Origin of the sequence: Algoriphagus alkaliphilus, from assembly GCF_900103735.1 — a bacterium.
Taxonomy (GTDB): domain Bacteria; phylum Bacteroidota; class Bacteroidia; order Cytophagales; family Cyclobacteriaceae; genus Algoriphagus; species Algoriphagus alkaliphilus.
In genome coordinates this window covers 38,055-46,191 of record NZ_FMXE01000036.1, presented here as the reverse complement: position 1 = coordinate 46,191, position 8,137 = coordinate 38,055, and the positions used below count along the sequence as shown (strand labels likewise).

Below are 8,137 nucleotides of genomic sequence, written 5' to 3'. Positions count from 1 at the left end.
TGATGCACGTGGACTAGATTTGGGGTATTTTGTATGCGGATACACGTCCACAGACGACTGTCAACAGTCCACAGCACATTCAATTGGAACTTAATTCTACCTTTATTTGGGTACGTGCAGCTAACCGAATACACATAAAAATTAAATTATAAATCATGAATAAATCGATTCTCCTTTTTTTCGTCACAATGGCCTCCTTTTCCTCTTTTGCTTTGGCCCAAAGCAAAAATGATGTGATTCACCTGATAGAAGGCCCTATGGAAGTTCAAGTCATAGAAGTGGGATTTAATACGATCAAGTATTCATTCCCCAACGAAAACACGGTCTATAGTATAAGTAAACATCAGGTAAGCAAAATCGAGTTTGCAAGCGGAAGAGAAGAGGTATTCAATAGCCCTTTTAAACTCGTAAATGGGCTTGACGATTTTCAGAACGTGTATATCTCCTACAATCCTGAGGATGTGGTAGGATTGGATCCTAGAGGAGAGCTTTTCAGCAAAGCCACCGGTGTCACCACTCTTTCCAGTATAAATAATGTAAAAAACAGGGCCATGGATAAGCTAAAAGCAGAAGCATCCATGCTCGGTGCAAATGTGGTATTGGTAGGTAATGTTTTCCAAAGAGGCAATCAATATGGTGGTGAAAATCAAGCCGGAAATTCCACCCAAACCACATTTTCGGGAACGGCCTACAGCACTCAAAAGCTTGATTTAGAAAAGGCAAAAAGCATGCTTTTGGATCAGTCATTCCATCATTACCAAACGCACAAACTAAATCGGAATTCTTGGAGTCCTGAACGTGCGATTGCTACTGTTTATGATAAGGACAGGAAGCCTTTGATGTTTGAATTTGATAAATTGATAGAAAAAGAAGATGGCGTTTATGTCTCAGCTTCCAAAATCCCAACCAAAACTAAGGAACTTAAGGTGATCCATGCTGATAATGAAATGGTGGTAGTAATGGAAAGAAATGACAAGATTATCACCAATTACATCCTGATCTCAAAGGACAATAAATACTTTAAAAATTTTGCTTCAAGAGTGATTCTTTAACCAAAAAAAAAAAGAGGCTGTCTCAAAAGGTTTTTCGATTTCGCTCAATGTGGTAATCGTGAATTATGAAAAAGCCTCTCTATTTTTTTACCATTGCTGGTGGACTTCCGATTTGATGTACTTTTCATAGACTTTGGCGGCACTTTCCATTTGATCCGGAGTCAAGGAAGGAAGCCCCGCAGCACTGATATTTTTCTCCACCTGATCCACACAGGATGCACCCGGGATTACTGTTCCAACCTGTTTATGCATTAAGATCCAACGAATAGCCTGCGAGGCTAAATCCAAATTTTTGGCGAAGTCATTTTTCAATTCTTCCAAAGCAGGAAAGGCCTTTTCCAAAGGCACTCCGGAAAAGGTTTCTCCTTTGTCAAAGGCTTTTCCCTCCCGATTAAAATTGCGGTGGTCATCTTTTTCAAACTTGGTTTCTGGTGTTATTTTCCCAGAAAGCAAACCACTGGCAAGAGGAACTCTCACGATCAATCCTATGTCATTTGCTGCTGCATAGTTGAAAAACAATTCAGCCGGTCGTTGTCTAAAAAGATTGAAAATGATCTGTACCGTGGAAACAATATCATATTTCATTGCCGTCATCCCTTCGTTTATCCGTTCTACACTTACCCCCATGGCTGCGATTTTTCCTTCTGCCTTCAAATCTTCGAAAAGTCTGAAAATCTCTTCCCGCTCATACACAGGTCCCGGAGGACAATGCAACTGAATCAAATCCAATTGATCCAAACCCATATTTTTAAGGCTGTCTTCCACGTATTTCCTCAGCCGCTCAGTGGTGTATCCTTCATGGGTGTGTGGCTGTATACGCCGACCGCATTTGGTCGCTACAAAAATTTTTTCACTCCGATCACGAATAGCCCTACCAACTGCCGCCTCACTCAGACCTCCATCATAAACATCCGCAGTATCCACAAAATTAATCCCCTTGTCAAAAGCCGTATGCAGGATTTCTTCGGCTCTTCTTGGGTCAAAGGGCTTCCCCCAGCCACCTCCTACTTGCCAAGTTCCCAAACCTATTTCGGAGACTTTCCAACCCGTTTTTCCTAGCTTCCTGTAATTCATAGATCAAATCTAGTATATGTTCTACTGCTCATTAATTTCATTTCAACCCTTTGATGACCACATTTCCCGTCCCACCAGACAGGCAGGGATACTGAAAGTCAGCTTTGACTCTTTTGGAGTTATTTATGGTAGCATAAAATTCATCTACATAATTGATTGTAGACTTGATAGACTTTGAGTCTAATAGTTTACTTTCAGCGTAGAGCGCATAAATCGCATCCTTTTTGGCATTAAATTCTGAAAATATCGATTCGAAAAGCTGCATTTCCTCCATACAATACCCCCGGTACCTTCGATCAGCCACCGTTGCCAACTTTAGTTCCGGCGCAGGCATGGCATAGGGAGGGCGGACTATGCCGGCATGATCAAAATCATAGGGAACTGCCACTGGTTTTTGATTTTTCGAGGGACTGATGAGTTTGATATTTTGCCTGTATTGAATAGACCAATCGGTATTGCCAATCAGGTACTGAAAAACTGATATCCTCAAAAAGTCATCGAGCTCAATGGATTCAGGCTTGACTAATTCTTTGTCAAGGGCGGCCATTTGGTTTCTTTTTGCCATCTGCTCTTCTTCCTCAATAAGGAAACCTAAAAAGGAGGCGTAATTTTTAGGCTTATCAGAATCATCTACAATAGTTAATCGGACTAATCGGACCTTAAAGCTTTTTGGCGTAAGCTGATTGTAAACTTTGTAAGCATAAAACTCTCTCAATACATATTTTTCTCCCTGACAGGGCATGACAAGTTTAAGCTTATCCTGCCCGGAAAAAATCGTATTACCCGAGTTCTCTTTGGCGAAATTCAACAGCAATGGAGGATAGTCACAGAGATTCATTTGTCTCCTGAAATGACCACGTGTCCGGACCCGCAGTGGAATTGAGTGTTGGGCTCCAAGTTCGTCAGCATATCCAAGTGAAAAATCAAAATATTGGGCCTCGCCTTTTGTGTTTTTAAAAAGTTGCCTGACATCTCCCTTTAAACTAAGCTCCAATATTTCTTCGCTTTCAAATAGAGTCGAATCTTGTCCAAAGCCGGAATTTGGCACGACGAAAACCGCAAAAAATAACAGAAAGGGCCTAAAGCAAGTAATTATCTTAGCCATGCTTGTGAAATTTTAGAAAAAAGTTTAGCGATACTTTGAAATCCAAATCAATAAATAGACAGTACAACAAACAAAGCAAACCATTCCTATTATCTAAAAGCAATTTAAATTTTTATCTTTAAAACTTGGTCAGATTGACCCTGTCAAACCTGATTAAACCGAATAAATACAATTTAACACATGACTTCACGAAGAAAAGTACTTCAAACCTTAGGCCTAGCGAGTGCTTCGGCCATTTTACCTTTTCACACAATCGCCTCAACTATGCCCTCACAAAAAATGATTCACCAAGTTTACTTTTGGTTGCACAATGATTCCGATCTAAATGAGTTCAAAACAGATGCAGCACCTATGCTTGGACGCTGCAAAGACGTAGCAAACTTTATTTTGGGAACTCCGGCACCTACTGAAAAGCGTGAGGTAGTAGATCACAGCTTCCATGTCTCCTGTACCCTGTTCTTTGATTCATTGGAGGCTCAGGCAGCATATCAAACAGATCCATTGCATTTGGAGTTTATAAAGAAGTATTCCCACATGTGGAAGGCCGTAAAAGTGTATGACATATCGATTTAGCATAAACCTAAGTTGAAGGTTTTGACGTAAAGGTTTTATTATTAATTGAAGGTGACTATGAAAAAGCTAAGATGGGTTATCGGATTGGTGATAGTGGGCATGTGGGCATGTAATCCTAAGGACGACCCAACTCCTACAATCCCGGGACAAGAAGTCAAAAAAGCAATATTTGACAGCATGACCGAATGGTATTTCTGGAATCAGGAAGTCCCGGCTTCGGTCGATTACTCAAAATTTGCAACCAATGAGGATTTACTTAACGGAATCATTTTCAAACCCTTGGATCGGTTTTCTTATCTGACCACACAGGAAGCATTCAACAATGCTTTTGTTGGCAGAAATGCTGGTCACGGTTTTGGATTTGCTTTCACAGCAGATGAAAGACTCTTTGTCTCCTTTGTATTTAGCGAAGCTCCTGCAGGAAAGGATGGCTGGAAACGGGGCTGGGAAATCACCCAAATCAACGGAAAACCAATTGCGGAATACAAAACCTCAACAGGAGGTTATGATTTCAAATTGGGAGCTCCTGACCCGGGGATCTCCAATTCATTCACCTTCAAACTTCCTGATGGCACCACAACCACACGAACCAATGTAAAAGCCGAATACCAATCCAATTCAGTTTTGGAGCAAAAAGTGTTTGATGAAGGCGGAAAAAAGATAGGCTATTGGGCCTATCAAAGCTTCAAAGCAACAGCGGGACTTACTCCGACACGAAGTGCAGAGGTACAGTCCTCTATGGAGTTTTTCCAAAGTCAGGGGGTACAGGATCTGATCATTGACCTAAGATACAATAGCGGTGGCTCGGTGGCCGTTGCGGAGCAAATATCCAATTACCTCATTCAGAGCTCCAATTCCGGAAAGCTGATGTACACCAATAAGCTGAATGCTTCGAAAAGCAGCCAAAACACTTCCAAAAACTTTACAAAAATTGGAAGTCTGCAATTTTCCCGATTGATTTTCATCACTTCGAGGGGCTCTGCTTCTGCCTCGGAATTAGTCATTAACAACCTGACTCCTTACATGCAAGTTGTGTTGATTGGAGACAGAACATTCGGAAAGCCGGTTGGATCATTTCCATTATCCAGGTTCAACAGAGTATTGAAAGACAACAACGTGGAAGTGGTACCCATTACTTTTGCCACAGCCAATTCTGCCGGAAAAGCTGAGTTTTTCGAAGGGTTCCCCGCAAATTTCAGCGTTGGTGATTCCCCTCAATTCGGTTGGGGTGATCCCAAGGATCTTCGATTAGCCGCCGCCTTGCAGTTTGTGAATAACGGAACTGTCAGCGGTAGAATCGCGGACACCTACTTCAAACCCAAATGGGAGATGATTGATGCTTTCAAAGGGTTGCAGCAGGAGTTTCCTGTCTATTGAAAAAATGAAGCCCGGTCAACTGATCGGGCTTTTTTTTTTTGAAAATTACCCACCCTTGAAAGAGGGATAAAATATTCTTTTCCTAAATGCAAAACTAAATTGGAAAACAATACCTTTTACTAGCCTATCAAATTTAAGCCCCGATGATGCCTGTGGTCTTTACCTTAATTATCTGGAATTAGAAAATCACCTCTTTTTACCAATTTTTGATCAAATAAAAGATCAGCAAGCGATTGCTGTAATTGAAGATCTTTTTCCAACAAAAAAAATCATTCCCATTTTAGGAACGGAGCCTTCAAAAGACACAGGGATAATAAATTGCCTTTCTTGGAATATCATTAAACAAGAGCCAAAGTAAGTGACACCACTCACCTATTCCAGCTAGTGAAGACACTACCTGGGCACAGAATACCAAGACAACCCTCCAAGGGATCTTAAACCCTTGGAGGGTAAATTCACTTCCCTCGCTCCGGTCTGTGTCTTCGCAGACCGGAATACAATCACTTCCCAAACTTCCCTTTCAGCATCGCCAGCTTATCGGCCATAGTCCCTTGAGGTTCTTCGGCTTTTGCATGCTTTGGTGCAGGGGAAGGATTATTTGGGTTTTTGCTCCGTTCGGCAAAGGGATCAGCTTTCATGCTCAGTCCAATTCGCTTTCTGACTATATCCACCTCCATCACGGTCACCTGTACCTTTTGATTCACGGTCACGACTTCGTTGGGATCTTTGATGTAACGATCTGCCAGATGACTCAGGTGAACCAAGCCATCCTGATGCACTCCCACATCCACGAATGCGCCAAAGGCCGTGATATTGGTTACCACTCCCGGAAGCTTCATTCCTACTTTAAGATCGGCCATGGAATTGACTCCCTCCTGAAAATTGAAAACTTCAAACGATTCACGCGGATCACGACCCGGCTTGGCCAATTCCTGTAAAATATCCTCCAGTGTAGGCAATCCCACTGTTTCGGACACATAGTTTCTCAGAATGATCTTGCTTCGCAAATCCTCCGAACTCATCAGATCTTTGACCGAAGCATTCACATCCTTTGCCATTTTCTCTACCAATTCATAACGTTCAGGGTGAACAGCCGAAGCATCAAGCGGATGTTTTGCCTTAATGATTCTGAGGAAACCAGCCGCCTGCTCAAAGGCCTTTTCTCCCAATCTTGGAACCTTTTTGAGCTGAGCACGACTCGTAAATGGCCCGTTTTCGGTTCTGAAATCCACGATATTTTGCGCCAAAACAGGACCTAAACCTGAAACGTAAGTCAGCAATTGCTTGGAAGCAGTATTCACTTCCACTCCTACTCCGTTTACGGCGGACATGACCGTGTCATCCAGAGAATTTTTCAGTGCATTCTGATCCACATCGTGCTGATATTGGCCCACACCGATGGACTTCGGGTCTATTTTCACCAATTCAGCCAAGGGATCCATCAATCGACGACCAATCGAAATCGCTCCCCGAATCGTCAAATCCAAATCAGCAAATTCCTCTCTTGCCACATCTGAAGCCGAATAAATTGATGCTCCTGCTTCATTAACCATTGTCACAATCACAGATTTGGGAAGACCCAAGCTCTTGACAAAAGCCTCCGTCTCCCGACCTGCCGTACCATTGCCTATAGCAATGGCCTGGATCGAATAACTTTCCACCAAACTTTGGACATTTTTCCCAGCCTCCACAGCTTTCCATTGCGCTTCGTGAGGGAATATGGTTTCATAGTGTAAAAACTGCCCCTGAGGGCCGAGGCACACCAACTTACACCCTGTTCTGAAACCGGGATCAATCGCCATCACAGACTTTTCGCCCAAAGGAGCACCCAACAATAGCTGGCGCAGGTTTTCTGCAAAAACCCGGATAGCTTCTTCGTCTGCCTTTTTCTTTGTCAACAGGCGGACTTCAGTCTCCATACTTGGTTTGAGGAGTCTTCGATAAGAATCCTTAATAGCCAATTTGACTTGATCCACAGCAGAATTTGCGGCATGTTCGAGGATTTCAAGTTCGATTACCGCTGTCGCGGAAAGTTCCTCAGGGCAGGAATCCAGCATCAAAAAAAGCTCTTTCTCTCCCCTCCTCATCGCCAAAACACGATGTGAAGGCGCTGTTTTGATCGGTTCAGACCACTCAAAATAATCTTTGTATTTGATGGCTTCGGATTCCTTCCCGGGAATAACCCTAGCTGTGAAAGTACCTTCATTAAGAAATAACTTTCGCATCTTTTCACGGAGATTGGCATTCTCATTTATCCATTCGGCGATAATGTCCCGTGCTCCCTGTAGAGCTTCTTCGATGGATTTCACTTCGTTCTCCTCACTGATATATTTTTCGGCCTCTGCCTCCAAGTCAAAGGAAGTCTGCCCAAAAATCCGCTCTGCAAGTGGCTCAAGTCCTTTTTCCCGGGCAATAGTCGCCTTAGTTCTTCGCTTTGGCTTGTAAGGCAAATAGATGTCCTCCAGTTTGGACATAGTCTCAGCGCCGTTGATGGATTTTTTCAGTTCGGGAGTAAGTTTCCCTTGTTCCTCGATGGATTTGAGGATAGCTTCCCTGCGCTTATCCAATTCACGAAGCTGCTCGATTCGATCACGGATAGTGGCAACCTGCACTTCGTCCAGTGTTCCTGTGGCTTCTTTTCGGTATCTGGATATAAAGGGAACTGTCGCCCCACCATCCAACAATTCGATCGTGGCCTGCACCTGATGCGGTTTTACCTGGAGCTCGGCGGCGATTTTAATCTCGTAATTCATATTCTTGGGTAATTCAATTCAAATTTGGGACTGCAAGATAAACTTCCTTCGAAAGAGAAATCCGCTTTTATGTATGACATGTCACTAAGAAGCTGGAAATGTGAGGATAAATTTGATTTTAGATTTATGACCTCATCCTTCATCATTCGAAATTCCTCATTCGACGTTCGATACTCATTATTTATGGATTGGAAAAATTAAAA

At 42.8% G+C, this 8,137-nt stretch carries 7 protein-coding genes; 4 read left to right on the top strand and 3 right to left on the bottom strand.

Annotated elements, in window-relative coordinates:
• Window positions 1-155: 155 nt before the first annotated feature.
• A complete protein-coding gene (locus BLQ81_RS18850) occupies window positions 156-1,052 on the top strand; it encodes a hypothetical protein (RefSeq protein ID WP_139183677.1) in 897 nt (298 codons plus the stop codon).
• A gap of 87 nt (window positions 1,053-1,139) precedes the next feature.
• Here the strand turns inward: BLQ81_RS18850 and BLQ81_RS18845 are convergent, their stop codons facing one another.
• Entirely contained in the window at window positions 1,140-2,126 is a 987-nt protein-coding gene (locus BLQ81_RS18845) for an aldo/keto reductase (RefSeq protein ID WP_092733601.1), read from the bottom strand.
• 37 nt (window positions 2,127-2,163) lie between these two features.
• The gene (locus BLQ81_RS18840) at window positions 2,164-3,231 is read right to left on the bottom strand and encodes a CotH kinase family protein (RefSeq protein ID WP_092733598.1); all 1,068 of its coding nucleotides are present in this window, start codon (window positions 3,229-3,231) and stop codon (window positions 2,164-2,166) included.
• A gap of 180 nt (window positions 3,232-3,411) precedes the next feature.
• On the opposite strand from BLQ81_RS18840, the gene BLQ81_RS18835 reads away from it, so the two are divergent.
• The 3 genes from BLQ81_RS18835 (at window position 3,412) to BLQ81_RS23195 (ending at window position 5,539) form a co-directional block, all read left to right on the top strand.
• The gene (locus BLQ81_RS18835) at window positions 3,412-3,804 is read left to right on the top strand and encodes a Dabb family protein (protein ID WP_092733595.1); all 393 of its coding nucleotides are present in this window, start codon (window positions 3,412-3,414) and stop codon (window positions 3,802-3,804) included.
• 57 nt (window positions 3,805-3,861) lie between these two features.
• Window positions 3,862-5,181, top strand: coding sequence for a S41 family peptidase (locus tag BLQ81_RS18830; protein WP_092733592.1), 1,320 nt, complete (start codon window positions 3,862-3,864; stop codon window positions 5,179-5,181).
• A gap of 73 nt (window positions 5,182-5,254) precedes the next feature.
• On the top strand, window positions 5,255-5,539 hold the full coding sequence (locus BLQ81_RS23195; protein ID WP_092733610.1) for an agmatine deiminase family protein: 285 nt from the start codon (window positions 5,255-5,257) through the stop codon (window positions 5,537-5,539).
• A 142-nt stretch (window positions 5,540-5,681) separates the two neighbouring features.
• On the opposite strand, the gene BLQ81_RS18820 is transcribed toward BLQ81_RS23195, so the two are convergent.
• The gene (locus BLQ81_RS18820; protein WP_092733589.1) at window positions 5,682-7,934 is read right to left on the bottom strand and encodes a Tex family protein; all 2,253 of its coding nucleotides are present in this window, start codon (window positions 7,932-7,934) and stop codon (window positions 5,682-5,684) included.
• Window positions 7,935-8,137: the final 203 nt, after the last annotated feature.

What these genes read in the sequence shown, in the direction of transcription:
- BLQ81_RS18850 (WP_139183677.1), top strand. Translation starts at nt 156, where the DNA reads ATGAATAAATCGATTCTCCTTTTTTTCGTCACAATGGCCTCCTTTTCC.
- BLQ81_RS18845 (WP_092733601.1), bottom strand. Translation starts at nt 2,126, where the DNA reads ATGAATTACAGGAAGCTAGGAAAAACGGGTTGGAAAGTCTCCGAAATA.
- BLQ81_RS18840 (WP_092733598.1), bottom strand. Translation starts at nt 3,231, where the DNA reads ATGGCTAAGATAATTACTTGCTTTAGGCCCTTTCTGTTATTTTTTGCG.
- BLQ81_RS18835 (WP_092733595.1), top strand. Translation starts at nt 3,412, where the DNA reads ATGACTTCACGAAGAAAAGTACTTCAAACCTTAGGCCTAGCGAGTGCT.
- BLQ81_RS18830 (WP_092733592.1), top strand. Translation starts at nt 3,862, where the DNA reads ATGAAAAAGCTAAGATGGGTTATCGGATTGGTGATAGTGGGCATGTGG.
- BLQ81_RS18820 (WP_092733589.1), bottom strand. Translation starts at nt 7,934, where the DNA reads ATGAATTACGAGATTAAAATCGCCGCCGAGCTCCAGGTAAAACCGCAT.